At 60.7% G+C, this 25,597-nt stretch carries 20 protein-coding genes; 6 read left to right on the top strand and 14 right to left on the bottom strand.

The annotated features are described in order from the left end of the window. Positions 1 to 1,740, top strand: coding sequence for a PTS fructose-like transporter subunit IIB (locus NVV94_RS22620; protein ID WP_258444567.1), 1,740 nt, complete (start codon positions 1 to 3; stop codon positions 1,738 to 1,740). Between the two features lie 162 nt (positions 1,741 to 1,902). Here NVV94_RS22620 and NVV94_RS22615 read toward each other — a convergent pair whose 3' ends face one another. Continuing rightward, positions 1,903 to 4,452: a sulfite reductase flavoprotein subunit alpha gene (locus NVV94_RS22615; RefSeq protein WP_258444566.1), complete on the bottom strand. Its 2,550-nt coding sequence runs from the start codon at positions 4,450 to 4,452 to the stop codon at positions 1,903 to 1,905. A gap of 125 nt (positions 4,453 to 4,577) precedes the next feature. After that, positions 4,578 to 6,824, bottom strand: coding sequence for a TonB-dependent siderophore receptor (locus NVV94_RS22610; protein WP_258444565.1), 2,247 nt, complete (start codon positions 6,822 to 6,824; stop codon positions 4,578 to 4,580). Between the two features lie 219 nt (positions 6,825 to 7,043). Between NVV94_RS22610 and NVV94_RS22605 the strand changes: the two genes are divergently transcribed. Further along, entirely contained in the window at positions 7,044 to 7,724 is a 681-nt protein-coding gene (locus tag NVV94_RS22605; protein ID WP_258444564.1) for a Fe2+-dependent dioxygenase, read from the top strand. Between the two features lie 3 nt (positions 7,725 to 7,727). Then, positions 7,728 to 8,486, top strand: a complete 759-nt coding sequence (locus NVV94_RS22600; RefSeq protein ID WP_258444563.1) for a tetratricopeptide repeat protein — start codon at positions 7,728 to 7,730, stop codon at positions 8,484 to 8,486. Between the two features lie 46 nt (positions 8,487 to 8,532). On the opposite strand, the gene NVV94_RS22595 is transcribed toward NVV94_RS22600, so the two are convergent. Continuing rightward, positions 8,533 to 9,696: a type III PLP-dependent enzyme gene (locus NVV94_RS22595; protein WP_258444562.1), complete on the bottom strand. Its 1,164-nt coding sequence runs from the start codon at positions 9,694 to 9,696 to the stop codon at positions 8,533 to 8,535. 530 nt (positions 9,697 to 10,226) lie between these two features. Here NVV94_RS22595 and NVV94_RS22590 point away from each other — a divergent pair. From NVV94_RS22590 to NVV94_RS22580, 3 genes are all read left to right on the top strand, one after another. Next, positions 10,227 to 10,595, top strand: a complete 369-nt coding sequence (locus NVV94_RS22590; RefSeq protein ID WP_258444561.1) for a type II toxin-antitoxin system RelE/ParE family toxin — start codon at positions 10,227 to 10,229, stop codon at positions 10,593 to 10,595. Next, entirely contained in the window at positions 10,588 to 10,917 is a 330-nt protein-coding gene (locus NVV94_RS22585) for a helix-turn-helix transcriptional regulator (RefSeq protein ID WP_258444560.1), read from the top strand. Before NVV94_RS22590 ends, NVV94_RS22585 begins: the two co-directional genes overlap by 8 nt. 168 nt (positions 10,918 to 11,085) lie before the next feature. Further along, positions 11,086 to 12,669: a peptide chain release factor 3 gene (locus NVV94_RS22580; protein WP_258444559.1), complete on the top strand. Its 1,584-nt coding sequence runs from the start codon at positions 11,086 to 11,088 to the stop codon at positions 12,667 to 12,669. A 117-nt stretch (positions 12,670 to 12,786) separates the two neighbouring features. Here the strand turns inward: NVV94_RS22580 and NVV94_RS22575 are convergent, their stop codons facing one another. The 11 genes from NVV94_RS22575 to NVV94_RS22525 form a co-directional block, all read right to left on the bottom strand. Beyond that, positions 12,787 to 13,866, bottom strand: coding sequence for a polyamine ABC transporter substrate-binding protein (locus NVV94_RS22575; protein WP_258444558.1), 1,080 nt, complete (start codon positions 13,864 to 13,866; stop codon positions 12,787 to 12,789). Positions 13,867 to 13,916: 50 nt separating this feature from the next. Beyond that, positions 13,917 to 14,258, bottom strand: a complete 342-nt coding sequence (locus tag NVV94_RS22570) for a cupin domain-containing protein (RefSeq protein ID WP_258444557.1) — start codon at positions 14,256 to 14,258, stop codon at positions 13,917 to 13,919. Positions 14,259 to 14,299: 41 nt separating this feature from the next. Then, positions 14,300 to 15,706, bottom strand: coding sequence for an FAD-binding oxidoreductase (locus tag NVV94_RS22565; RefSeq protein ID WP_258444556.1), 1,407 nt, complete (start codon positions 15,704 to 15,706; stop codon positions 14,300 to 14,302). A 61-nt stretch (positions 15,707 to 15,767) separates the two neighbouring features. Then, on the bottom strand, positions 15,768 to 16,577 hold the full coding sequence (locus tag NVV94_RS22560; RefSeq protein ID WP_258444555.1) for an AraC family transcriptional regulator: 810 nt from the start codon (positions 16,575 to 16,577) through the stop codon (positions 15,768 to 15,770). A gap of 174 nt (positions 16,578 to 16,751) precedes the next feature. Continuing rightward, positions 16,752 to 17,723, bottom strand: a complete 972-nt coding sequence (locus NVV94_RS22555) for a peptide ABC transporter ATP-binding protein (RefSeq protein WP_258444554.1) — start codon at positions 17,721 to 17,723, stop codon at positions 16,752 to 16,754. Next, complete coding sequence (locus NVV94_RS22550) at positions 17,723 to 18,691, bottom strand: ABC transporter ATP-binding protein (RefSeq protein WP_258444553.1); 969 nt, start codon at positions 18,689 to 18,691, stop codon at positions 17,723 to 17,725. Before NVV94_RS22550 ends, NVV94_RS22555 begins: the two co-directional genes overlap by 1 nt. Before the next feature lie 10 nt (positions 18,692 to 18,701). Beyond that, complete coding sequence (locus NVV94_RS22545; protein WP_258444552.1) at positions 18,702 to 19,613, bottom strand: ABC transporter permease subunit; 912 nt, start codon at positions 19,611 to 19,613, stop codon at positions 18,702 to 18,704. A gap of 9 nt (positions 19,614 to 19,622) precedes the next feature. Beyond that, positions 19,623 to 20,633, bottom strand: a complete 1,011-nt coding sequence (locus tag NVV94_RS22540; protein WP_258444551.1) for an ABC transporter permease subunit — start codon at positions 20,631 to 20,633, stop codon at positions 19,623 to 19,625. 38 nt (positions 20,634 to 20,671) lie between these two features. Beyond that, positions 20,672 to 22,267 carry an ABC transporter substrate-binding protein gene (locus NVV94_RS22535; RefSeq protein ID WP_258444550.1) on the bottom strand — a complete coding sequence of 532 codons (1,596 nt, stop codon included), beginning with the start codon at positions 22,265 to 22,267 and terminating at the stop codon, positions 20,672 to 20,674. A gap of 72 nt (positions 22,268 to 22,339) precedes the next feature. Further along, the gene (locus NVV94_RS22530; RefSeq protein WP_408733431.1) at positions 22,340 to 23,719 is read right to left on the bottom strand and encodes an OprD family porin; all 1,380 of its coding nucleotides are present in this window, start codon (positions 23,717 to 23,719) and stop codon (positions 22,340 to 22,342) included. A 146-nt stretch (positions 23,720 to 23,865) separates the two neighbouring features. Further along, positions 23,866 to 25,461 (bottom strand): ABC transporter substrate-binding protein, encoded by a 1,596-nt coding sequence (locus NVV94_RS22525; RefSeq protein WP_258444549.1) that lies wholly within the window; start codon positions 25,459 to 25,461, stop codon positions 23,866 to 23,868. Positions 25,462 to 25,597: the final 136 nt, after the last annotated feature.

The following is a 25,597-nucleotide window of genomic DNA, read 5'->3' as shown; positions in this document are numbered from 1 at the left end:
ATGAAACTAGCCATTGTCACGTCCTGCCCCAGCGGCATGGTCTCCAGCGTTCTCAGTGCCCGGTTGCTGGAAGCGGCCGCCCAGCGGCAGGGCTGGAGCACCAGCGTCGAGGTCCATGACCCGAAACATCCGGAACAACAACTGTCGCAGGCAACGATCGATGCGGCGCAGTGGGTACTGGTCGTCAGCACAGGTGCCATCGACCTGAGCCGGTTTGTCGGCAAGCGCTTGTACCACAGCAGCCCGGCGCAGGCCCTGCAGGACGTCGAAGCCTTTCTGCGCAAGGCGGCCGACGAGGCGCAAGTGTATGCCGCACCGACAGTTGCACCGGTGGCGCAGGCGCGTGCGCCGCGCATCGTGGCGGTGACTGCCTGCCCGACGGGCGTCGCCCACACGTTCATGGCCGCCGAGGCCTTGCAGCAGGCGGCCAAACAACTCGGGTACAGCCTGCAGGTCGAGACCCAGGGGTCGGTCGGCGCGCGCAATCCGCTTGGCGCTGGCGACATTGCCGACGCCGATGTAGTGCTGCTGGCCGCCGACATCGAGGTGCCGACCGAGCGTTTTGCCGGCAAGCGAATCTATCGTTGCGGTACCGGCATTGCCCTCAAGCAGGCACAGGCGACTCTGGACAAGGCATTGGCACAGGGCAAGGAAGAAACCGCCGGTGCTGCGGCCGGCACCAGTGGCCAAGCGGCCGGTTCGGAAAAGGCCGGGGTGTACAAGCACCTGCTGACCGGCGTGTCGTTCATGCTGCCGATGGTGGTGGCCGGTGGCTTGCTGATCGCCTTGTCCTTCGTCTTCGGGATCACCGCGTACAAGGAGCCGGGCACCTTGCCGGCTGCCTTGATGCAGATCGGCGGGGATGCCGCGTTCAAGTTGATGGTGCCATTGCTGGCGGGTTACATCGCCTATTCCATCGCCGACCGCCCGGGCCTGGCACCGGGAATGATCGGCGGCTTGCTGGCCAGCATCCTCGGGGCCGGCTTCATCGGCGGTATCATTGCCGGTTTTCTGGCCGGTTACAGCGCGAAGGCGATCAATCGCTGGGCGCGTTTGCCCACTAGCCTGGAAGCGCTCAAGCCGATCCTGATCATTCCATTGCTGGCGAGTCTGTTCACCGGCCTGGTCATGATCTATGTGGTGGGTAAACCGGTGGCCGGATTGCTCGAAGGTCTGACCCACTTCCTCGACAGCATGGGCACCACAAACGCGATACTGCTGGGCGTGCTGCTCGGCGGGATGATGTGCGTGGACCTTGGTGGGCCGATCAACAAGGCTGCCTATGCCTTTTCGGTAGGCTTGCTGGCATCGCAGAGCTACGCACCGATGGCCGCGACTATGGCGGCCGGCATGGTGCCGCCCATTGGTCTGGGCATCGCCAGCTTCATTGCCCGGCGCAAATTCGCCCAGAGCGAACGCGAGGCCGGCAAGGCGGCATTGGTGCTGGGCTTGTGCTTCATCTCCGAAGGGGCGATCCCCTTTGCGGCCAAGGACCCGCTGCGGGTGATCCCGGCCGCCATCGCCGGTGGTGCATTGGCGGGGGCGTTGTCGATGTACTTCGGTTGCAAGTTGATGGCGCCCCACGGCGGGCTGTTCGTGATGCTGATTCCAAACGCGATCAACCATGCGCTTTTGTACTTGCTGGCAATCGTGGCAGGCAGCTTGCTGACGGCGGTGGTGTATTCGGTGCTCAAGCGCAGTGAAGTGATGGAGATGGCGGTGGAACCTGTGAAGGCTTGAGGGCCCTATCGCTGGCAAGCCAGCTCCCACAGGGATCTGGAGCAGCTCACAAAACACTGGCCTGGCTCAGGTCTATTGTGGGAGCTGGCTTGCCAGCGATGAGGCCAGGACCGGCAACAGAGTCCTCACTGACCTGATGCAGTCCCTGGCCTCACCTGCAGCTCAATAAACATCCCGCCGATACCGCCCCGACTCGATCAGCCGCTCCACTTCAGCAGCCCCCAGCACCTCGTTCAGCACCGCATCAACCCCTGATGCCATCCCTTGCAGGCTGCCACAGATATAGATCGCAGCTCCATCGACCAACCAGCTGCGCAGTTGCTCGGCATGCTCGCGCAAGCGATCCTGCACATAAATCTTCTGCGCCTGGTCGCGGGAGAACGCCAGGTCGAGCCGGCTCAGATCGCCGTTGGCCAGCCACCCTTGCAACTCATCGCCGCAATGGAAGTCATGGGCGACGTTGCGCTCGCCAAACAGCAACCAGTTACGCTGTTGACCGTCGGCTATACGCGCCTTGAGCAAGCTGCGCAGCCCGGCGATGCCCGTGCCGTTACCCAGCAGGATCATGGGCACCGGCGCTTGTGGTAGATGGAAGCTGCTGTTGCGCCGTAGCCGAAGGCTGATTGCCGAACCCAGCGTTGCGTGTTCGGTGAGCCAACCCGAACCCAGGCCGAGGCTGCCATCGGCATAACGCTCCTGACGGATGATCAGCTCAAGTACGCCGTCGCTGGCGATCGAGGCGATCGAGTATTCCCGGGCGGCGATGGGAATCAGCGCATCGACCAGGGCCTGGGCATGCAGCCCCACCAGGTGCCCGCGGCTCTGCGGCAACTGCCGGCTGGCAAGCGCCTGGGCCAGGGTTTCCTGCAGGCCATCGAGGACCACCCGTGTTTGCGCGGCAATGCCCAGCCCGCCAAGAAATTGCTCGACCGCTGCATCACTGTTGCGCGGCAGGATTTCGACCAGGTCGCCGGCTTCCCAGGTTTGCGGCTTATCCGGCACCAGACCCAACAGAAAAACCGCCGAACCCTGGCTGCCCGGATTAAGGTGCTCGCGCCGGGCCAGGGTCCAATTGCTGTAGCTTGGCGCTTGCCAGGTGCTCACCGGCTGGCTGCCGGTCAGGCGCGCAAGTTCCTGTTGCCAGTGCTGCAATGCTGCCGGATCGGCGCTGTCGACTTCGATCGGCGCGAATGCCGGTTTGGCGCCGCGTTCGGTCAACCAGCCGTGGACCCGATGGGCGAAGCCACAGAACTGCGGGTATTGCCGATCGCCGAGTGCCAGCAAACCGAAGTTGAGCTTGTCCAGCGTCCAGGGCTGGCCCAGCACTTTGCGCTCGAAGCCGCGGGCGCTGTCCGGTGCTTCGCCGTCACCGAAGGTACTGACGACGAACAAGGCTTGTTGCGACTGGTTCAAGTCCGCCTCGGTCAGTTGCGCCAGCGGCTGGACCCGCACCGGCAGACCGGCGGACTGCAGCTGACCGGCGGTCTGCCAGGCCAGTTGCTCGGCAAAACCACTCTGGCTGGCAAAACCGATCAACCAGCCGGATGCATCGCCCTTGCTCGCGCTCAAACCGTTGCGTGCCTGGCGCACCTGGCGCTTCTTGCGTCGGCGATCGAGGTACAGCAACCAGCCGGTGACAAAGAACAGCGGCATGGTCAGGCTGGCAATGGTGACCAGAATCCGGCCGATCATTCCGAAGTAGCTGCCCACGTGCAGGGCATAGACGCTGGTCAGCAACTGCGCCTTGAATGACTTGTCGGCATAGCGTTCGACTTTAAAGACCGTGCCGGTGGCTGGGTCCAGACTGATCTGGTTAAGTGCGCGCTCGTGCTCGGCGTTTTCCAGTACGTAGTAGACCGTGGCCGGCTGCTTGCCAACCTGCGGCAAGCGCAGATTATAGGTGCTCAGGCCGGGACCGGCGGTGCTCTGGATGCTTTTCCACACGGCGTCATAATCGACGACCAGCGGCGGGGCGTCGGCGGCAGGTTTCGGACTCCGGCCGCGAGCTTCACCGTTCTTGTGTTGTTGACCGGGCGTCGGGCCATCGGCCAGCAGCTTGTTCAAACCTTCACGGTACCATTCATAGGACCAGAACAGCCCGGTCAGGGCGAACAAGAGATAGAACAGCAAGCACCAGGTGCCGGCCACTGCGTGCAGGTCCCAGTTGAAGCTGCGGCCCTTTTTCGCCCAGTCCAGCGTCAACCAGATCCGCCAGTTCAGCGCCTTGCGTGGCCAGCGCAGGTACAAGCCGGAAAGGCAGAAGAAAATCAGGATCAGGGTGCAGGCACCGGTGATCTGGCGCCCGGTATCGCCAATGGCCAGAAACCTGTGCAATTGCAGCATCAGGTCGAAAAACGCCTGGCCGCTGACGTCGCCCTTGAGTGTGCCGGTGTAGGCGTCGAAATAACGCATCGGCCCGCGACGCTCGCCGGGTGGCGGGGTGAAGAATACCCGTGAGGCATAGCCGCTGCTGATCTCGACCCGCAGGTCGGCGACGCGGTTGCCGGTCTCGGCTTCAATCTTGCGCACCAGTTCGGCCGGTGGCAGGGCACCGCTCTCCAGAACCTGGACGGTCAGGGCTTCGGGATTGAGAAGGCGCAGCAGCTCATCCTGGAAGGACCATGTCGCGCCGGTGATCCCCATCAGTGCCAGCACCAGGCCCGCGCTGATACCGAAAAACCAGTGCAGCTGAAACAGTGTTTTCTTCAACACGACGACGTCCCTTGCAAACTTTATGAAGCTGTCACGGCGCACATTATGCCGCCTTCAACCTGCCTTGTGCCTGACAGACAAAAGCCCCGCTCATATTTATGAGCAGGGCTTTGTGCATGCGCGGCTTAGTAGTGGAAGCTCGCGCTCATCAACGCGGTACGTCCGGCAGCGACGTGAGCGTAGTGGTTCTGGACCTGGTCGAAGTAGCGCTTGTCGGTCAGGTTTTGCACGTTCAACTGCAAGTCCACGTTCTTGGTCAGGTGGTAGGTCGCCATTGCGTCGTAGCGCCAGTAGGACGGCACTTCAATCGAGTTCGCTTCATTACCGAAACGCGAGTCGACGAAGGTAGCGCCGCCACCCAGGGTCAGTTGCGGAATCACATCGTAGGTCGACCAGAAAGTGAAGTTGTTACGTGGCGTACTCGGCATGTGATTGCCTTCGTCTTCTGGCTTCGACGTTTTGATCAGCTCGCTTTCCATGTAGGTGTAACCGCCAAAGACTCTCCAGTTGCGGGTCAGCTTGCCACTGTAGGTCAGCTCGAAACCGTCGACGCGTTGTTTGCCATCCAGAACCTGGTAGCTGGCGTTGTCAGGGTCGGTAATGCGGGCATTGGTTTTGTCGGTACGGAACAGGGCGGCGGTCAACGACAGGTTGTCGTCGAAGAAGTCCCACTTGGTGCCCAGTTCATAGTTGCGGTTACGTTCCGGCTCGAGGTCGGTGTTGTTGGCTGCCAGGTCGAAGCCACCGTTGCCGCTGGTTTCGCCGGCCGGGTTGCTGGACGTCGACCAGGCGGCATAAATGCTGCCGTTGGGGAGCGGGTTGTAGACGACGCCCACTTGGTAGTTCCAGATGTGGCTGTTGTTCTCGCGGTCGAAGTCGCCGGCTGGGGCGCGAGTCTGGAAGCCGCTGGATTTGGTTTGATAGTCGTCATAGCGCAGGCCGAGGTTCAGCGACCATTGCTCGTTGAACTTCAAGGTATCAAAGACATACGCGGCGCTGGTTTTGGTGTCTGTATCGGTAAACGCGGCGGCATCAGTGATGGTGCCGGACCAACTGTCGCTCGGCGTCGGATTGTAAAGGCTGGTGCAATCATGCGAAGCCAGCAGCGCCAGGTTGCAGGTCGTGCCCGTGCCAGCGGCCGGGGTAACGACGTAACCACGGTTATGCGTGTCCTGGTATGTGAATTCCAGGCCGGTCACCAGGCTGTGTTCGATGAAGCCGGTGTCGAACTTGGCGCTCAAGTCGGTCTGGTTGACCCAACCCTTGGACGTCGAGTTGCGGTTCTTGGTCGAACGGTAGACCGTACCGTTGATGACGTTGCCTTTGCTGTCGTCAGGGTTGGTGACGATGTAGTCGAGCGTCGAGCGAGACATGCGGAAGCTGTTGGACAGGGTCAGGTTTTCATTCAGATCGTGCTCGATCTTGATGGTGCCGCTGTCATTGGTGCTCTCGCGATAATCGCGAACGTTCAGGCCGTAGAAATTGTCGCGGCTGACACTCGCGGGCTTGTCGACATTGTATTTGCTGCGGTTGGCGCTCTTGACCCACGGGATGCCGTAATCGGGCATGTCATCGGTATCCAGGTGGTAGTAACCGACGGTAAGCCGGGTATCGGTGCCCAGGCCGAAGGCGAAGGAGGGCGCAACGCCCCAGCGGCTGACGTCGACGGCATCACGGCCGGCCACATTGGCTTCGTGCTTCATCAAGTTGAGACGGAAAGCCGAGGTGTCGGTGAGCTCTTTATTCACATCCAGCGTGGTGCGCTTGGTCTGGTCGGAGCCCCAGGTGAAACCGCCGTTGTAAGCGTCGCCCAGCCTGGCGCTCTTGGTCACCAGGTTCAGGCTGCCACCGGTGGAACCGGCACCGGTAAATGCCGAACCCGGGCCCTTGCTGATTTCGACCGATTCGATGTTGAAGATTTCCCGGCTTTGCGAAGCCACGTCGCGCATGCCGTCGACGAATACGTCACTTTCAGCGTTGAAACCACGAATGATCGGACGGTCGCCCTGTGGGTTGCTGCCTTCACCGGCACCGAAGCTGATGCCGGGGGTAGTGCGCAAGGCATCGACCAGGCTGGTCGCGCCGGTATCGCGAATGACTTGTTGCGGGATCACCGTGACGCTTTTCGGCGTTTCACGCAGAGGTGCAGTGTATTTCTTCGATGTGGCGTTATCGGTTTTGTAGGAGGTGTCATCCTGCACGCCGTTCACGCTGGTGGCATCCAGAGAAATCGCCTTTTCTTTCGATTTCTGTTCGGCGCTTTCAGCCGCCTGAGCCATTTGCGCTACAGACGTGGCGGTGATTGCCATACCTATTGCGCAAGTGAGCAAACGCGGTGAGCTGACAGGTGTTGGCACGTGATGGCGCGGCATTTTTGATTCCCCTCCCCAAGGATTTGAGGCCGCGGAATATAGGGTAAACGGTTATTTGTATCAATTGAGATAGATTGCTATTCGCACTAAATTTACATTCTTTACACATTTGCCTGGCGGTTTTTTCCGGCTCATACGTCTGCTGGGTCGCAAGGGGGTTGTGCACAGTCAATAAGAATCAATACCATTGGCACCCTTTCCCCTGCCAGGTGCTGCGCCATGCTGTTACACATTCCCGGCCTGTTTTCCCGCGAGGAAGTGCTGCGCATCCGCGAGGCCCTGGAGCAAGCCGATTGGGCCGATGGCAAGATCACGGCCGGTTATCAATCGGCCAAGGCCAAGTACAACCTGCAACTGCCCGAAGGGCATCCCCTGGCCAAGGAAATCGGCGCGGCCATGCTCGAACGTTTGTGGGCCAACCCGCAGTTCATGTCCGCGGCGTTGCCGCATAAGGTGTTTCCACCCTTGCTCAATTGCTACCGGGAAGGTGGCAGTTTCGATTTCCACATCGACAATGCCGTTCGCCAGCCCAAAGGCAGCGCCGAGCGGGTCCGTACCGACTTGTCGTCGACGCTGTTCTTCAGTGACCCGGATGACTACGACGGTGGCGAACTGGAGATCCAGGACACCTTCGGCACCCGCCAGATCAAACTTCCGGCCGGCGACATGCTGCTGTACCCCAGCACCAGTTTGCACAAGGTCAATGCGGTGACCCGGGGGGCGCGCTACGCCTCTTTCTTCTGGACCCAGAGCCTGGTGCGCGAGGACAGCCAGCGGGCACTGCTGTTCGAAATGGATGGCGCCATCCAGCGCCTGACGGCGGATGTCCCGGACCATCCGGCGCTGATCCAGTTGACTGGCACCTATCACAACCTGCTGCGCCGCTGGGTCGAGGTCTGAGCCATGAACTTCACTCTACGCCGGGAGCAGGTGGTCGACGGCGATACCCTGAGTGAGCTGCTGGAGCAGAACCCGGCCCAGGCCGCGCAGGCCATCCTCAACGCCGCGCGGGAGAATATCGTTGAGGCCCAGGCACTGCTCGGGCAGATCCTGCTCGACGGCCGGGGTATCGAGCGTGACCCGGCGCTGGCCTTGCGCTGGTTCGAGATTGCCGCCAATGCCGGTCACCCGATGGCGCGCAACATGCTCGGGCGCTGCCATGAGCAGGGTTGGGGCTGTGCTGCCGACCCGCGCCAGGCGGCGGTGCATTATCGGCTCGCTGCCGAAGCCGGGCTGGACTGGGGCCTGTACAACTACGCAAACCTGCTGGCGACCGGACGCGGCGTCGTGATGAATCATGAGCAGGCGCTGGCGTGTTACCAGCGCGCCGCGCACATGGGCCATGCCAAGTCGATGAACCTGTACGGTCGTTATCTGGAGCAGGGGCAGGCCTGCAAGGCCGATCCGGCGTTGGCCTTCGATTGGTATCGGCGTTCGGCCGAGGCGGGTGATTTCCGTGGGCAGTTCAGTCATGCCGCGGTGCTGGCCGATCAGGGGCATATCGAGCAGGCCGTGGCATGGCTGCGCAAGGCGCTGGTGGCCGGTAACCTGAATTTCCTGCGGGTCAGCAGCCAGGCACTGTTGCAGGCCGGCCATGCACAAATTCGCGCACTGGCCGGGGAGTACCGGGCGCGTTTGCTGGAGCTCGAAAGTCAGGCATAAAAAAGCCCAGGCCTTGGCCTGGGCTTTTTGCATCCGGCGCGAACGCTTAGATGTAGAACGACTTCAGCGGCGGGAAGCCGTTGAATTCCACGGCGCTGTAGCTGGTGGTGTAGGCGCCGGTCGACAGCCAGTACAGGCGGTCACCGATGGCCAGGTTCAACGGCAGGCCGTACTTGTAGTTCTCGTACATGATGTCGGCGCTGTCGCAGGTTGGGCCTGCAATCACCACTTCTTCCACTTCGCCTTTCTTCTCGGTCCAGATCGGGAACTTGATGGCTTCGTCCATGGTTTCGATCAGGCCGCTGAACTTGCCCACGTCGGTGTAGACCCAGCGTTCGACGGCGGTACGCGATTTACGCGCAACCAGCACCACTTCGCTGACCAGGATGCCGGCGTTGGCGATCAACGAACGGCCTGGCTCGAGGATGATTTCCGGCAGCTCGTCGCCGAAGTCTTCCTTGAGGAAGCGGATGATCTCTTCAGCGTAGGTTTCCAGGCTGTTGGTACGGGTGATGTAGTTGGCCGGGAAGCCGCCACCCATGTTGATGAGCTTGAGTTCGATGCCGTCTTCTTCCTTCAGGCGCTCGAAGATCACCTTGACCTTGGCGATGGCCGCGTCCCAGACGCTGATGTCGCGCTGCTGCGAGCCCACGTGGAAGGAGATGCCGTAAGGCACCAGGCCCAGGTCACGCGCCAGGATCAGCAGGTCCATGGCCATGTCGGTCTGGCAGCCGAATTTGCGCGACAGAGGCCAGTCGGCCGTGGTCGAGCCTTCGGTGAGTATACGTACATAGACTTTCGAGCCCGGTGCGGCCTTGGCAATGTTGCGCAGGTCGGCTTCGGAGTCGGTCGCGTACAGGCGCACGCCCTTATCAAAGAAGTAGCGGATGTCCTTGGACTTCTTGATGGTGTTGCCGTAGCTGATGCGGTCTGGGCCGACGCCGCGGTCCATGACCTTGTCCAGCTCGTAGATCGAGGCGATGTCGAAGCTCGAGCCTTTTTCCTTGAGCAGGTCGATGATCTCGACGGCAGGGTTGGCCTTGACCGCGTAGTAGACCTTGGCGAATTCGAAACCGGCGCGCAGGTCGTCGTAGGCCTGGCTGATCATCTGGGTGTCGATGAGTACGAACGGGGTTTCTTGCTTGTCAGCGAACGCCTTCATTTTCTGAAAGGTATCGCGCGCGAAATAGTCTTCGACCTGAATCGACATGCTAGGGACTCCATGGGCAAACTAAAAAAATAAGTGGCTGCAAATGAACGCCCTCCGTATCCCCACTTTGGTTCGCCTACTTCCCAAGGCATGTCGCCGAAAGCAAAAAGGTCATCCGTACCCAGGAAAATCGGGGCGCTACGGCTGACCTTGCTGTCTCGTCGTCAGTACTTGAGCCGGATGGATCGTTTCCAGCATGGACGTTCGGCGCGAACTTTAGGACCTGAGGGCGTTGAGATCAACAAAAAATGTCGCGTTTTTGCACTCGTTCGTCGCGAGAGCAAGCTCAGGCACCTGTGTAAGAGACCTTGATGACAGGCTGATGTTCCCCAATCGCCAACCTTGATTGACCTAACGGTTCAGCTACGGGGCCGCAGCGAGAGCCTGAAAGTTCTGACTGTAAAAATGGCCAAATCGCTCCCGGAATGGTCACGCTCTCCCCTTACAACGCCCAGTGGAGTCGGGCTAGCATCAGCAGGAGAAGTAAATTATTCCCTTTACGGAATAGTTATTTAAAGGTATATATGGCAATGAAGTGCCTTATCGAATTATGTGACGAGTTTATTCTTGAATTCGAGGCCATGACCGAGGCGGTTCAGGATGAGCTGTTGGCGCAGCTCAAGGTGCTGGAGCGGTTTGGCCCGGAGTTGGGGCGTCCGCAGGTGGATACCCTCAACGGCTCAAAGCACGCCAACATGAAAGAGCTGCGCTTCAAGGCTGATGATGGGGTCTGGCGCATGGCCTTCGCGTTTGACCCGGAAAGGAAGGCCGTCCTGCTCGTTGGTGGCGACAAGTCAGGCGGCAGCGAGAAGAGGTTTTACAAGGCTTTGATCAAGAGTGCGGATGCCCGCTTTGACCGCCACCTGACCACTTTGAAGAAGGAGAAAGGCAATGGCTAAGTCACTCGACCAAGTTATGAAAGGGCTTCCCGCTGCACGCAGGCAGAAGATCGAGCAGCGTGGCCAGGAGCTCATTGAGGATCAGATGACCTTGCAGGAGCTGCGCAAGGAGCTGAACCTGACGCAGGAAGCCATGGCTGGCCTTCTCGACATGAAGCAAGCCAACATCTCCAAAGTGGAGAAGCGCGCCGACATGCTGATCTCCACGTTGCGCGGATACGTCGAAGCCATGGGCGGCACACTCGAACTCGTCGCCCGGCTACCCGGTCGTAGCCCGGTGAAGCTGGAGGGCTTCCGCGATCTGAACACGGACTGCAAGTAAATGAAGGGGGCTGTGTCGGCTCCCCCGGCTTTTCTACCACGCCTCTACGTGCTTCGGTAGCCGATAATCGGCATTTGACCAGCTTGGATTGACCGAACGGTTCAGCTATGGGTCGTCTTTGAGCTATAATCGCTGCCCTTTTTTGAATCACCTGCCAGGCGATTTCCCATGACCAACCAGGCCGCCGAAGTCGCGAAACGCCGCACCTTCGCAATTATTTCCCACCCGGATGCGGGTAAAACCACCATCACCGAGAAGCTCTTGCTGATGGGCAAGGCCATTTCCGTCGCCGGCACGGTGAAATCGCGCAAGTCCGACCGCCATGCCACCTCCGACTGGATGGAAATGGAGAAGCAGCGCGGTATCTCCATCACCACCTCGGTGATGCAGTTCCCGTATCGCGAGCACATGATCAACCTGCTTGACACCCCGGGCCACGAAGACTTCTCCGAAGACACCTACCGCACCCTGACCGCGGTGGACTCGGCGCTGATGGTACTCGACGGCGGTAAGGGTGTAGAACCACGCACCATCGCCCTGATGGACGTTTGCCGTCTGCGTGACACGCCGATCGTCAGCTTCATCAACAAGCTCGACCGCGATATCCGCGACCCGATCGAATTGCTCGACGAAATCGAGGCGGTGCTGAAGATCAAGGCCGCGCCGATCACCTGGCCGATTGGCTGCTATCGCGACTTCAAAGGCGTGTACCACCTGGCTGACGACTACATCATCGTCTACACCGCCGGCCACGGTCACGAGCGTACCGAAGTGAAGATCATCGAGAAGCTCGACTCCGATGAAGCCCGCGCGCACCTGGGTGACGAGTACGACCGCTTTGTCGATCAGCTGGAACTGGTGCAGGGTGCCTGCCACGAATTCAATCAACAGGAGTTCATGGACGGGCAGCTGACCCCGGTGTTCTTCGGTACTGCCCTTGGCAACTTCGGTGTCGATCACGTGCTCGACGCCGTGGTCGATTGGGCACCCAAGCCACTGGCGCGGGTTGCCAACGAGCGCACGGTCGAGCCGGTCGAAGAGAAATTCAGCGGCTTCGTGTTCAAGATCCAGGCGAACATGGACCCCAAGCACCGCGACCGTATCGCCTTCATGCGCATTTGCTCGGGCAAGTACGAAAAGGGCATGAAAATGCGCCACGTGCGGACCGGCAAGGACGTGCGGATCGGCGATGCGCTGACGTTCTTCTCCTCCGAGCGCGAGCAACTCGAAGAGGCCTACGCCGGCGACATCATCGGCCTGCACAACCACGGCACGATTCAGATCGGCGACACCTTCAGTGAAGGCGAGGTCCTGGGCTTTACCGGTATCCCGCACTTCGCCCCGGAACTGTTCCGCCGCGTGCGCCTGAAGGATCCGCTCAAGTCCAAGCAGTTGCGTCAGGGCCTGCAACAGCTGGCCGAAGAGGGCGCGACCCAGGTGTTCTTCCCCGAGCGCAGCAACGACATCATTCTCGGCGCCGTCGGTGTGCTGCAGTTCGATGTGGTCGCCAGCCGCCTGAAGGAAGAATACAAGGTCGAATGCGCCTACGAGCCGATCACTGTCTGGTCGGCCCGCTGGATTTCCTGTGACGACAAGAAGAAGTTCGAGGAATTCAAGGTCAAGGCCGTGGAAAACCTTGCGGTCGACGGTGGTGGTCACCTGACCTACCTGGCGCCGACGCGGGTCAACCTGGCGCTGATGGAAGAGCGCTGGCCTGATGTGAAATTCCGCGCTACTCGCGAGCACCATTGATCGTCGGCGAGCGCTTTGCGCTCGATCGCGGGCAAGACCCGCTCCTACAGGTTCTGCGCGGACCTTGTAGGAGCGGGCTTGCCCGCGATGAGGACCGCCCAGACACCATCAAGCCAATCAACTCCCCGACTTTATCTTCGTCCACAGCCGCGTCCGAATCCGGTCGATATTCAGCGGCATGGCCTCCAGGGCAAACAACTTGCCCATCATCGCCTCACTCGGATACACCTTGGTATCAGCCTTGATCGCCGGGTCGATCAGCTTGTCGGCCGCTTCATTGCCATTGGCGTAATGCACGTAGTTGCTGATGTTGGCCATCACCTGCGGTTCCAGCAGGTAATTCATGAAGGCATACCCGGCCTTTTCATCCGGTGCATCGGCCGGCATCGCCACCATGTCGAACCAGATCGCCGCACCTTCCCTGGGGATCGAGTAACCGATATTCACCCCGTTGTTGGCTTCCCTGGCGCGGTTTTCTGCCTGCAGGATATCGCCGGAGAAGCCCACCGCCACGCAGATGTTGCCGTTGGCCAGGTCGCTGGTGTACTTCGAGGAATGGAAGTAACTGACGTACGGCTGCACTTTCATCAGCAGCGCTTCGGCTTTCTTGTAATCCTCCGGGTTCTTGCTGTGGTGCGGCAGGCCCAGGTAGTTGAGCGCGGCGGGCAGCAACTCCGGGCCGTTGTCGAGGATTGCCACGCCACATTGCTTGAGCTTGCTCATGTACTCGGGCTTGAAGATCAGATCCCAGGAATCCACTGGTGCATTGTCGCCAAGCACCGCTTTGACCTTGTCCACGTTGTAGCCGATACCGGTGCTGCCCCACAGGTAGGGGAAGCCATGCTGGTTGCCCGGGTCATTGCCTTCCAGGGCCTTGAGCAGCACCGGGTTGAGGTTTTTCCAGTTCGGCAACTGGGACTTGTCCAGTTGCTTGAGCGCCTTGCCCTGAATTTGCCGGGCCATGAAGTGGTTGGAGGGGAAGACTACGTCATAGCCGGATTTGCCGGTCATCAACTTGCCATCCAGGGTCTCGTTGCTGTCATAAACGTCATACACCGGCAAAATCCCGCTGGTGCTCTGGAAGGCCTTGAGGGTGTCGGGGGCGATGTAGTCCGACCAGTTGTAGATCTTCACTGTCTCGGCGGCCTGGGTGATGGAGGCGACCAACATCAGCGGGGCAATGGTCAATCGGAGCATGTCTGGATTCCTTGTCTTGGCTTTTTTGTTGAAGAATCTTTGGCAAGCGATCAGAGGATCAAAACGTAGGTCTTGCGCACGGTTTCCTGGATATCCCAGATCCCGGTGCTGTTGGCGGGCAACATCAGGGCATCGCCAGCGGTAATTTCCAGCGGCTCACCGTCATCGGGGGTGAAGGTGCAGCGGCCCTGGATGAAGTGACAGAACTCCTGGGCAACGATCTGCCGCCGCCAGCGGCCGGGCGTGCAGGACCAGATGCCGGTTTCGACGCCGTCACTGCGTTCCACCGCGGTCACCGAGGCAATCGCCACCGGCTCGCCCAGCGGCACGGCGACGGGGTTCGACTCTTCCAGTGTCACGGTGGCGGTGTTCTTGAAATGGGTAATGGTCATGCCCGATGTTCCTGTTCAGGGGGGAGTGAGTGCTATGCGCCTCAGCGCATGAAGCCTTCCATGAAGTTGGCCAGGCGGCAGGCCAGCTGGCGTCGCCAGGGCGGGCTGGCGGGGTTGGCCAGGGTCTGGTCTTCATGCACGAAGCTGCGGATGATTGCGTTGTAGCCCAGCCAGCGGCAGGGTTCCGGCTCCCAGCGGCGCAGGGCCTGCAGGCGGCCGGATTGCAGCACCCAGGGTTGATGCGTCAGTTCGCTGTCGCGCCCCAGAATCAGGTCGGCCAGGGTGCGTCCGCCCAGGTTACTGGCGCCGACGCCTTCGCCGCCGTAGCCGCCGGACAGGGCGATACCGTTGGCCGGGTCGCACAGCATGTGCGGCTGGAAGCGTCGGGACATGCCCAGGTTGCCGCCCCAGGCGTGGGTGATCCGTACATCCTTGAGTTGCGGGAACAGCTCGCCGAACAGATAGCGACGCAGCTCGATTTCACTGTCGGTGAGATTGAAGTCTTCGCGCAGGCGACCGGCAAAGCGATAGCCACCACGCGCACCGAACACCAGGCGGTTGTCGGCACTGCGCTGGCCGTAGGTGACCTGGCGGCTGTTTTCGCTGAAAGCCTGGCCCTGGTTCAAACCGATCTGATCCCAGACTTGCTCAGGCAGCGGCTCGGTGGCCACCAGCAGGCTCTGCACCGGCATTTGATAGCGACCCAGTGGCGGCAAGGTAACTGAATAGCCTTCCACTGCGGGGACGACCCAGCGTGCATTGACCCGCGCCTGTGCGGTGCGCACGCAACCGGACTGCCAATCGGTGACCGGGCTGTTTTCATACAGCCTGACGCCCATGCGCTCGACCGCCTGGGCAAGCCCGCGCACCAGCCTGGCTGGCTGGATCGTTGCGCAGTGCGGCGTGTGGATGCCGCCAAAGGGCGTGGCAACGCGCAGTTGCTCGTTCAGCTCGGCCGGGCTCAACCAGCGGTAGTCGCTTTCACTCAGCCCTTGGCTGTACAGCTTCTTGAGGTAGTTGCGCAGGGTGACTTCCTGCTCGGGATAACGGGCTGCGCAATACAGCACGCCGCCCTTGCGGTAATCGCAAGCAATGCCTTCACGGTCCAGCACGCTTTTGACTTCATCGGGGATGCCGTGCAGCAGATCGAAAGAGGCGCGCCGCTGTTGCGGAGAAAGTCCGGCCAGCAGGCGATCTTCCCCGAGCACATTGCCCATTAGCCAGCCGCCATTGCGCCCGGATGCGCCGAAGCCGGCGGTTTGTGCTTCGACGATGGCTATGCTCAGCTCGGGCTTGAGGCGCTTGAGGTAATAGGCAGTCCAGAGCCCGGTATAGCCGGCGCCGATGATCGCGACATCGACATCCAGGTCCTCGCGCAACGGTGCGCGCGCTGTCAGCGGCTCTTCAAGCTGATCCATCCACAGGCTGATATTGCGCCATGCCGACATTGCTGACTCCACATCCACAAAAGGTCTGTGGCGATCCTAGAGGCAGCGGGTGTGGCGTGTCTTACGTGCGTGTCCGCAGAGAAATCTGCTTCAGGTAGGCGCTGGGCGACTGCCCGGTGTGTTGGCGAAAGCATTTGTAGAAAGCCGACAACGAGTTGAACCCGGCGGCAAAGGCCATATCGTCGATGCGCACGGCAGGGCCGGCGGTTTCCAGGGCGTTGAGCAGGTGCTGCAGGCGGGCCTGGTTCACATAGCGGTAAAAGCTCTGGCCCAGCACCTGGTTGAGCAGGTAGGAAATCTGGTTGCGGCTGTAGCCGCATTCGCGTGCCACTTGTTGCAGGTCCAGGTCAGCATTCAAGTACGGCTGTTGGCGCTCGAAGTACTGCTGCAGGTCCTGGGCCATGAAGCTGAGCTGGCGCGGTGACAGGCCGAGGCGACTCGCTGCCGGACGCAGGCTGGAATCGGTTTTGCTCCCTGCCTGTTCGCGGACAAGCGAGGCATATTCATTGACCCGCCAGATCAGCCCGTCCCGTACTGTGATCGCCTCGCTGGAACGAAACGAAACCAGCCCCTGACCGCCGCGCAGGGTGACCTGGTACTGAATAAACGCGGTGTTGCCGTCGATGCGGATGCGGTCGCTGTGCTCCAGGGCTTCGTCCGGATCGCGGGGCATGCTGACGCGCACGTACTCGCGCAGTTCATCGAGACGCAGGACGCGGTTCTGGAAGAAATCGTTGTACTGGATGTCCGGGTGGTAAAGCGCCATGACTCCGTCCAGGTCGCGATGTTTCCAGCACAGGTGGTAGCGCATTACGGTGGCGGCGGTTTCCGGGGTTTGAGCCGGGCCGTCATCGTCGGGGAGTGAAGCCATGGTGATGCTCGGGGGGAATTGAAAGCAGAGAGTGCCTGAAGATGTGGACGGGCTTCAATGTTGTGTCGGTTGAACCGGCCTCATCGCGGGCAAGCCCGCTCCCACAGGGGTCGGCGCAGATCACTGTGGGAGCGGGCTTGCCCGCGATAGGGCCAGATCAGACACTACAAAACATCAGCCCAAAAACTGCTCCGCATAGTGGCACGCCACCAACCGCGTACCAACCTGCCGAAACGCCGGCACTTCAGCAGCACAACGCTCGGTCGCATACGGGCAGCGCTTGTGGAACGCACAGCCGCTGGGCGGGTTGAGCGGGTTGGGCAATTCGCCGACGATCTTGATCTTCGGCTTGAGCGGGTCGGGGTGGATGGTCGGGGTCGCTGACAGCAGCGCCTGGGTGTAAGGGTGTAGCGGACGGGTGTAGATGTCCTCTTTGGGCCCCATTTCCGCCGGCCGCCCCAGGTACATCACCAACACGTCATCGGCCACGTGCCGCACCACCGCCAGATTGTGCGAGATAAAAACATAGGCGGTCTGGTACTGCTGTTGCAGGTCCATGAACAGGTTCAGCACCTGGGCCTGGATCGATACGTCCAGCGCCGAGGTCGGTTCGTCCGCTACCAGCACTTTGGGTTGCAGCATCATCGCCCGGGCCAGGGCGATGCGCTGGCGCTGGCCACCGGAGAACATATGCGGATAGCGCTGGTAGTGCTCGGGGCGCAGACCGACCTGTTGCATCATGGCCTGGACTTTCTCCCGGCGTTCGGCACGCGAAAGGTTGGTGTTGATCAGCAGCGGCTCGCCCAGCTGGTCGCCGATTTTCTGCCGTGGGTTGAGCGAGGCATAGGGGCTCTGGAAGACCATCTGCACATCGCGGCGCATTTGCTTGCGTTCGCTCTTGCTGGCGCCTGTGACTTCATGCCCGACGATTTTCAACGAGCCGGAAGAGGGTTCCTCGATCAGGGTCAGGGCGCGGGCCAGGGTGGATTTGCCGCAACCCGATTCGCCGACCACGGCCAGGGTCTTGCCGGCCTCCAGTTCGAACGAGACGCCATTGAGGGCACGGACCAGTGCATGGCCCTTGAACAGGCCACGGGAAACTTCATAGTGACGGGTAAGGTCGCGGGCGGTAAGAACGACGCTCATTACGCCACCTCCTGATTCAACGGGTAGAAACAGCGCGCGAGGCTGTGGGCTTTTGGGTCGAGGCCTGGCCGTTGTTGCCGGCAGTTTTCCTGCACGTAGGGGCAGCGTGGCGACAGCAGGCAGCCTTGCGGCCGGTCGTAGCGGCCCGGGACGATACCCGGCAGGGTCGCCAGGCGTTCGGCGCCTTCGCTGTGCTCGGGAATCGCCGCCAGCAAGGCTTCGGTGTAAGGATGCGCGGGCATGTCGAACAATTGCGGCACGTACCCGACTTCCACGGCTTGCCCGGCGTACATCACGCAGACCCGCTGCGCGGTTTCGGCGACCACGGCCAGGTCGTGGGTGATCAGGATCAGTGCCATGTGGCGTTCGCGCTGCAGGTTGAGCAGCAGTTCCATGATCTGCGCCTGGATGGTCACGTCCAGGGCGGTGGTCGGTTCATCGGCGATCAGCAGCTTGGGCTCGCCGGCAATCGCCATGGCGATCGCGACCCGCTGGCTCATGCCGCCGGACAGCTGGTGCGGATAAGCATCCAGGCGACTTTCGGCGGCGGGAATCTCTACCTTCTTGAGCAGCTCCAGCGCGCGTTGACGCGCTGCCTTGCCGGACAGGCCCAGGTGTTGGCGCAGCACTTCCTCGATCTGGAAACCCACGGTGTAGCTCGGGTTCAGCGCGGTCATCGGGTCCTGGAAGACCATCGCCAGGTCCTTGCCGACCACTTTGCGTCGCTGGCGCGCGCTGAGCTTGAGCATGTCCTGGCCATTGAAGCTGAGCGCGTCGGCAGTGACGATGCCGGGTGCGTCGATAAGGCCCATCAGCGCCATCATGGTGACCGACTTGCCCGAACCGGACTCGCCGACGATGGCCAATACTTCGCCTTTGTCGACCGCAAGGTCGAGGCCATCGACCACCGGGACAGCCTTGGCATCGCCAAAGCGGACATTGAGATTCTTGATTTGCAGCAGCGACATGGGAATCTCCTCAGGCGGCATTCTTGAGTTTCGGATCGAGGGCGTCACGCAGCCCGTCGCCCATCAGGTTGATTGCCAGCACGCTGAGCAAAATGGTCAGGCCGGGCAGGCTCACGACCCACCAGGCGCGTTCGATGTAGTCGCGGGCCGAGGCCAGCATGGTGCCCCACTCGGGCGTCGGCGGTTGCACGCCAAGGCCGAGGAAGCCCAGGGCGGCGGCGTCGAGAATGGCCGAGGAGAAACTCAGGGTTGCCTGGACGATCAGCGGTGCCATGCAGTTGGGCAGCACGGTGATGAACATCAGGCGCGGCAAGCCGGCACCGGCCAGGCGCGCGGCGGTCACGTAGTCGCGGTTCAGCTCGCCCATCACTGCGGCGCGGGTCAGGCGTACATAGGACGGCAGCGAGACGATGGCAATGGCGATCACAGTGTTGATCAGGCCCGGGCCGAGGATGGCGACGATCGCCACGGCCAGCAGCAGCGAGGGCAGGGCGAGCATGATGTCCATCAGGCGCATGATCGATGGCCCGAGGATACGCGGGAAGAACCCGGCCAAAAGGCCCAGCAGGATGCCCGGGATCAGCGATATCACCACCGAGGACAAACCGATCATCAGCGACAGGCGCGAACCGGTGATCAACCGCGAAAGCAGGTCGCGCCCCAGTTCGTCGGTACCGAGGATGAACTGCCACTGGCCGCCTTCGAGCCAGACCGGCGGGGTCAGCAGGAAGTCGCGAAATTGCTCGCTCGGGTCATGCGGGGCAACCCAGGGCGCGAAGATCGCGCAAAAGATCACCAGCAACATGAACAACAGGCCGGCGACGGCGCCTTTGTTTTTCGAGAAGGCTTGCCAGAATTCTTTGTACGGGGACGGGTAAAGCAGGCTTTGGTCGACTGCTACCGCTGGAGTATTCGTAGTCATGGGAGTCTCTCAGCGCTGATGACGGATGCGTGGGTTGACCAGGCCGTAGAGGATGTCCACGACGAAGTTGACCAGGATCACCAGGCAGGCGATCAGCAGGATGCCGTTCTGTACCACCGGGTAGTCGCGGGCGCCGATGGCTTCGATCAGCCATTTGCCGATGCCCGGCCAGGAGAAAATGGTCTCGGTCAGCACGGCGCCGGACAGCAGGGTGCCGACTTGCAGGCCGAACACGGTCAGCACCGGGATCAATGCGTTGCGCAGGCCATGGACAAAAACCACGCGCGCAGGCGACAGGCCCTTGGCCCGGGCGGTGCGTATGTAATCTTCGCGCAGTACTTCGAGCATCGAGGAACGGGTCATCCGGGCGATCACCGCCAGGGGGATGGTGCCCAGCACGATGGCGGGAAGAATCAGGTGCATGAGGGCGTCGGTGAAGGCACCTTCTTCGTCGCTCAGCAGGGTGTCGATGAGCATGAAGCCGGTCGTTGGCTGGATGTCATAGAGCAGGTCGACCCGCCCTGACACCGGGGTCCAGCCCAGCTGGACGGAGAAAAACATGATCAGGATCAGGCCCCACCAGAAGATCGGCATCGAATAGCCCGCCAGGGAGATGCCCATCACGCCGTGGTCGAACAGGGATCCGCGCTTGAGCGCCGCGATCACCCCGGCCAGCAGGCCAAGAATGCCGGCAAAGATCAGTGCACAGATGGCCAGCTCCAGTGTGGCCGGGAACAACGAAAGGAACTCGTGCCAGACACTTTCCCGGGTACGCAGCGATTCGCCCAGGTCACCCTGGGCCAGCTTGCCGATGTAGTCGAGGTACTGCTCATGCAGGGGCTTGTTCAGGCCCAGCCGTTCCATGGCCTGGGCGTGCATTTCGGGGTCGACCCGGCGCTCGCCCATCATGACTTCCACCGGGTCGCCAGGGATCAGGCGTATCAGCGCAAAGGTCAGCAAGGTGATGCCGAAGAAGGTCGGGATCAATAGTCCCAGGCGTCGGGCAATAAAACTAAACATCTTCTGTGGTACCTCATCAGCCGGTCAGGCGTCTTGATCTACTTCGCTCGGGTAGTCGCGAAGTTATTATTGGTCAGTGGGCTAATGTGGTAGCCCTCGACGTTCTTGCGTACAGCGGTAAACAGTTTCGGGTGAGCCAGGCTGATCCACGGCTGCTCGTCGTGGAATACCTGCTGGGCCTGTTCGTAGAGTGCGGCACGTTCGGCAGGGTCCGTCCTTTCGCGGGCCCGGGTTATCAATTCATTGAAGGTCTTATTGCACCAGCGGGCGTAATTTTCTCCGCTCCTGGTCGCGTCGCAACTCAGGTTCGGGCCGAGGAAGTTGTCCGGGTCGCCGTTGTCGCCGGCCCAGCCGGCAAAGACCATGTCGTGTTCGCCATTTTTCGCGCGCTTGAGCATTTCGCCCCATTCGAGCACGCGGATGTTCAGTTTGATGCCGACTTTCGCCAGATCCGCCTGCAGCATCTGGGCGCCGAGCAGCGGGTTGGGGTTGGTCGCGCCGCCGCCATTGCGCACGAACAGGCTCAGTACCTGACCGTCCGGCACGCCGGCTGCCTTGAGCAGACTACGCGCTTTGTCGGGATCGTAGGGCAGATCCCTGATCGCTGTATTGAAACCGAGCAGGGTCGGTGGGTAAGGATTGATGCCCGGTGTGGCCTTGCCTTCACCGAACAGCGACTTGAGGTAGGCCTGCTTGTCGAAGGCCATGTTGATCGCCTGCCGCACGCGCACATCGCTGAGGTATTTGTGCGAGGTATTCATGGCCACATAGCTGGTCATCAAGGCCTCCATCTCATCGACCCGCAGGCGCGGGTCAGCCTTGATGCTGGCGATATCATCGGGCTTGGGATAGAGGGCGATCTGGCACTCATTGGCCCGGACTTTCTGCAGGCGCACATTGCTGTCGGTAGTAATGGCAAAGACCAGCACTTCGCTTGGCGGCATGCCTTTGTAGTAATCCGGATTGGCCTTGTAGCGAACCTGCGCGTCCTTGTTGTAGCGCGTCAGGATGAACGGGCCGGTGCCGATCGGCTTGCTGTTGATATCGGCAGTCTTGCTGGCCTTGAGCAACTGGTCGCCGTATTGCGCCGAATAGATCGAAGTGAAACCCATGGCCATGTCGCGCAGGAAGGGTGACTCGGGCCGGGTCAGGGTAAAGCTGACAGTGAAGTCGTCGACCTTGTCGATGCGCTGGATCAACGCTTTGAAACCCATGGCCTCGAAATAGGGGAAGCCGATGGAGGTTTTGTCATGCCATGGATGCTTGGGGTCGAGTTGGCGCTGGAAGCTCCAGAGCACGTCTTCGGCATTGAACTCGCGGGTCGGCTTGAAGTAATCGGTCGTGTGAAATTTAACCCCGCGCCGCAGGTGGAAGGTATAGGTCAGGCCGTCGGGGCTGATGTCCCAGCGTTCGGCCAGGCCTGGTTCAATATCGGTGGTGCCGGGCGTGAAATCCACCAGGCGGTTGAAGAGGGTTTCAGAGGAGGCGTCGGCGGTTGTCGCCGCGGTGTATTGGACGATATCGAAGCCTTCGGGGCTGGCCTCGGTACAAACCACCAGCGGTTTGGCCGAGATGCCAGCGGCGACACTCAGCAGTGCGGCTGCCAGGGCAGCCTGTAGGGGTAGCAGGTTCATGTAACCCTCTGCGGTCAATTAGCCAGATTAGCCGTTGCGGCTGATTCGTCGAATCAGCCGCAACGCTACCGGTTACAGAATGTTGAAAGGAATGGTGGTGACAATACGCAGTTCGTCCAGGCTGCCATCACCTTGATTTTCACTGGCCCGGTGCGCAGTGTAGGTCGCCCGCACAGTCGTGTCCTTCAGCGGACCGCTCTGTAGGGTGTAGGAAGTGCCGATGCTATATTCATAGTGATGTTCGCCGTCCAACGCGCGTACGTTGTAGCCGGTGCTGTTGTAGTGGGTACCGTCGATACCCCAGCCACGGGCGCTGTAGATATTGAACTTCAGACCCGGTACGCCGTAGGCGGCCATGTTCAGGCCGTAGCCTACCTGGAAGGACTTCTCGTTCGGGCCGTTGTAGTCCGAGAACAAGGAGTTGGCCAGGAAGATCGCATTGGTCTCGTGCACATAGTCGAAGTATTCGTTACCGGACACCTCCTGGTACGCCAGGGTCAGACTGTGGGCCTTGTGGCTGGCAGTGAAGGAAAGGCTGTAAGTGTCGTTATCGATCTTGCCGAGTTTGCTTTGACCCTCGTCCCTGGTTTTGTAGTAGTTCAAGCCGGTGGTGAGGCTGAGCACGGCGTTGTCGCCCATCTCGTGGATGGCGCCGAAGTAGTACTGATTCCAGAAGTCTTCGACGTTGGAGGCATACAGGCTGGTAGTCAGGCTCTTGAACGGCTGGTAGTTCACGCCGGCGATGCTGACCCGGTCGGACTCGGCCGAGACTGCCGCGTATTCGGACCTGAATTTACTCAGGCTTTGCTCGGTCCGAGGCGATACCCGGTCGAACGTGCCGGCCTGGAACGAGAGGTTGTCGAACTCTTCACTCAACACGCTAACCCCTTCGAAACTGGAAGGCAGCGCGCGATTGCCGATGTAGGCGAACACCGGCGTGTTGATCGACTGGCGGCCGGCGGTCAGGGTGGTGTTGGAAACTCGTGCCTTGACGTTGGCCAGGCCGATCTTGCTCCACTGGCCGATGACATCGCCATCGCTGTCGGTCAAGGTGCGATTGTTCGGTCCGTCCACCCGTGCCCGCCCGCGCTCCAGGGCGACGGCGTTATAGGCTGCCACCTCGGTGCTGATGCCGACGGTTCCCTGAGTGAAACCCGAAGTGTAGTTGAGGATGGTGCCTTGGACCCAGTTGTCGCGGCTGCTGGTCGGTACGCGGGTGCCGTCGCCTTTGCTGTATTTCCACAGGGGGCCGCGTTTGGCGCGTTCCCGGGCATACCAGTTACGGGTCGAACCTGACAGGCTTTGGCCTTCGATAAAGCCCGAGGCATCAGCCTGGTCGCTGGTGCTTTTGACAGTGACCGGGACGAAGTCCTGGCTGGCCTGCTCTGCATTCACCGTGGCCGACAGCCCGGTGAGGGACAAGGCGAGTACTGCGGTTTTGGTAAGTTTCAAGGTGCAACTCCTTTGAATTCTTTTTATTGCCGGCCTTTCTCGGTGAGCCGGCTAATGCAATCGTTCGCTCTATGACAAAAAGCCGAATTCGGCCTGCAACAAGCCATGGCGCGGATGTTGCTGCCGATGCTTGAAGCGGTTTTTGTCTAGTCGATACTGACGCCAGAGAAGACGTTGCGGCCGAAGGGGCTGACCTTGAAACCTTCGATTTTTGCACTCAGGGGCTGGTTGACGGTCGAGTGAGCGATCGGCGTGATCGGCACTTGCTCCTTGAGCCGTTGCTGTGCCTGTTTGTACAGCACACTGCGCTGCGCCCGGTCGGTCACGATGCGGGCTTGCTTGACCAACTGGTCAAAGCGCTCGTCGCACCACATGGAATAATTGTTACTGCCAATGGCATTGCAGCTGTACAGGGTGCCGAGCCAGTTGTCGGGGTCGCCGTTGTCACCCGTCCAGCCGATCAGCGCGACATCGTGTTCGCCGTCCTTGGTGCGCTTGAGGTATTCGCCCCACTCGTAGCTGACGATTTTGACCTTCAAGCCGATCCTGGCCCAATCGGCCTGGAGCATCTCGGCCATCAGTTTGGCATTGGGGTTGTAGGGGCGTTGCACGGGCATGGCCCACAAAGTGAATTCAGTGCCTTCCTTGACCCCGGCGGCCTTGAGCAAAGCCTTGGCTTTCTCCGGGTCGTAGCCGGCGTCCTTGATGGTGTCGTCGTAGGACCATTGGGTCGGCGGCATGCTGTTGACGGCCAGTTGGCCGGCTTGCTGGTAAACCGTCTTGATGATTTCGGCCTTGTTCACTGCCATGTCCATGGCCTGGCGAACCTGCAGTTGATCGAACGGTTGATGGCGCACGTTGTAGGCGATGTAGCCCAGGTTGAAGCCGGGTTTTTCGATCACTTGCAGCGTGGGGTCTTGCTTGAGCGCTTCAAGATCGGCAGGGCGCGGGTGTAAGGTAATCTGACATTCATTCTTCCTGAGCTTTTGCACCCGCACCGAGGCGTCGGTATTGATCGAGAAAATCAGATTGTCGACCTTGACCTGGCTCGGATCCCAGTACGCCTTGTTGGCCGCATAACGGATCTGCGAGTCCTTCTGGTAGCGCTGGAACTTGAACGGCCCGGTACCGATGGGCTTGTGCGTGATGTCGCTGGGTTTGCCCGATGTCAGCAATTGCTCGGCATATTCTGCCGAGAGGATCGAGGCGAAACTCATGGCCAGGTTTTGAATAAACGCCGCATCGACTGAGTTGAGGGTGAACACCACGGTCATGGGGTCGCTTTTCTCGACCCTGGCGATGTTCTTGTCCAGGCTCATGCCGACAAAGTAGGGAAACTCGGTCGGGTAGGCCTTGCGAAACGGATGTTGCTTGTCGAGCATGCGGTTGAAGGTGAAGAGCACATCGTCTGCATTGAAATGGCGCGAAGGCGTGAATGCCTTGTTGTCATGAAACACCACGCCTTCACGTAAGTGAAAGGTGTAGCTCAGTCCGTCCTCCGACACTTCCCAGCGCGTGGCCAGGGCCGGGGTGACGACGGTGCCGCCTTTTTCGAACTCGACCAGACGGTTATAGAGCGGCTCTGCCGCATCGTTATCGGTGGCGCTGGTGTATTGAGCCGTATCGAAACCCGATGGGCTGCTTTCGGAGCAGAACACCAGGCTCTTGGCTGCCTGGGCTTGTGGTGCCAGGGTCAATAGACCGAGGCTGAGCACGGATGCAACAGTTTGGGTAAGACGCATGACGGTCCCTATTTTTTTATGAAGCAAAGGTCACAGCCAAGTCGAGTGAGCACGTTTCATCGGCTCAAGCCTTGGCGCTTGACAGCGCCGCTTGTGCGCATGGCGCGGCCTGCCATTGGACGGTAGGTCGCCAATG

It is taken from the genome of Pseudomonas sp. LS1212, assembly GCF_024741815.1.
Taxonomy (GTDB): Bacteria; Pseudomonadota; Gammaproteobacteria; order Pseudomonadales; family Pseudomonadaceae; genus Aquipseudomonas.
The sequence above is the reverse complement of the archived record's forward strand: the minus strand, read 5'-3'. Positions and strand labels throughout refer to the sequence as shown.